Below are 671 nucleotides of genomic sequence, written 5' to 3' on the forward strand. Positions count from 1 at the left end.
CTGCCGCCGTAGCCGCCGATGGCGGTGCGAACGGCGCTGGCGACGACGACTTCACGGGACATGGGGTTTCTCCTTGGGTGGTAAGGGATGGGATTCGGAAACGGGACGGGATGTTGCCTGCAAAGCCCTCAGGCCTCGCGCACATCGGCGACAGGCTGGTCGCCGAAGTCGGGGCGCTGCAGCCAGGCGAGCACGCGCCGGGCTGCCTCCTCGGGCGAGGCGAGCATGCCGCCGGCCTTGAGCTGGGCGAAGTTGCCCACGTCGGGGAAGTCGGTGGCGTCGGCGCTGCGCAGCTGCACCTGCATGTCGGTGTCGATGACGCCCGGCGCGAGCGAACAGACGCGTGCGCCCTGGGGCTTGCCGGCCTCGTCGAGTGCCAGGCAGCGCGTGAAGTGATCCATCCCGGCCTTGGCGGCGCAGTAGGCGGCCTGCGAGGCCATGGGGCGTCGCCCCAGGCCGGAGGAGATGTTGAGCACCTTGCGCGGCACGCCCCAGCCCTCGGTGGCGGCCAAGAAGGCGGCCGTGAGCTGCATCGGCGCCTCCAGCCCGACGCGCAGCGCGTTCGCCAGGTCCTGCGGGTCGCTGGCCGACAGGGGGGCGATGCGCGGGATCACGCCGGCGTTGTTGATCAGTGTGGCGCTGGCGTAGCGGCCGGCAGGCTGCGCCTGCAG

The 671-nt window shown here is 71.8% G+C and carries 1 protein-coding gene; it reads right to left on the reverse strand.

All coding sequences use genetic code 11. The features are described 5' to 3' along the window. Nucleotides 1-128 precede the first annotated feature (128 nt). Nucleotides 129-671 (reverse strand): SDR family NAD(P)-dependent oxidoreductase (locus tag A612_RS09995; RefSeq protein ID WP_019374354.1); only part of this gene is annotated, 543 nt, incomplete at its 5' end.

Source organism: Melaminivora alkalimesophila (assembly GCF_000282995.1).
In the GTDB taxonomy this organism is placed as follows: Bacteria; Pseudomonadota; Gammaproteobacteria; order Burkholderiales; family Burkholderiaceae_C; genus Melaminivora; species Melaminivora alkalimesophila.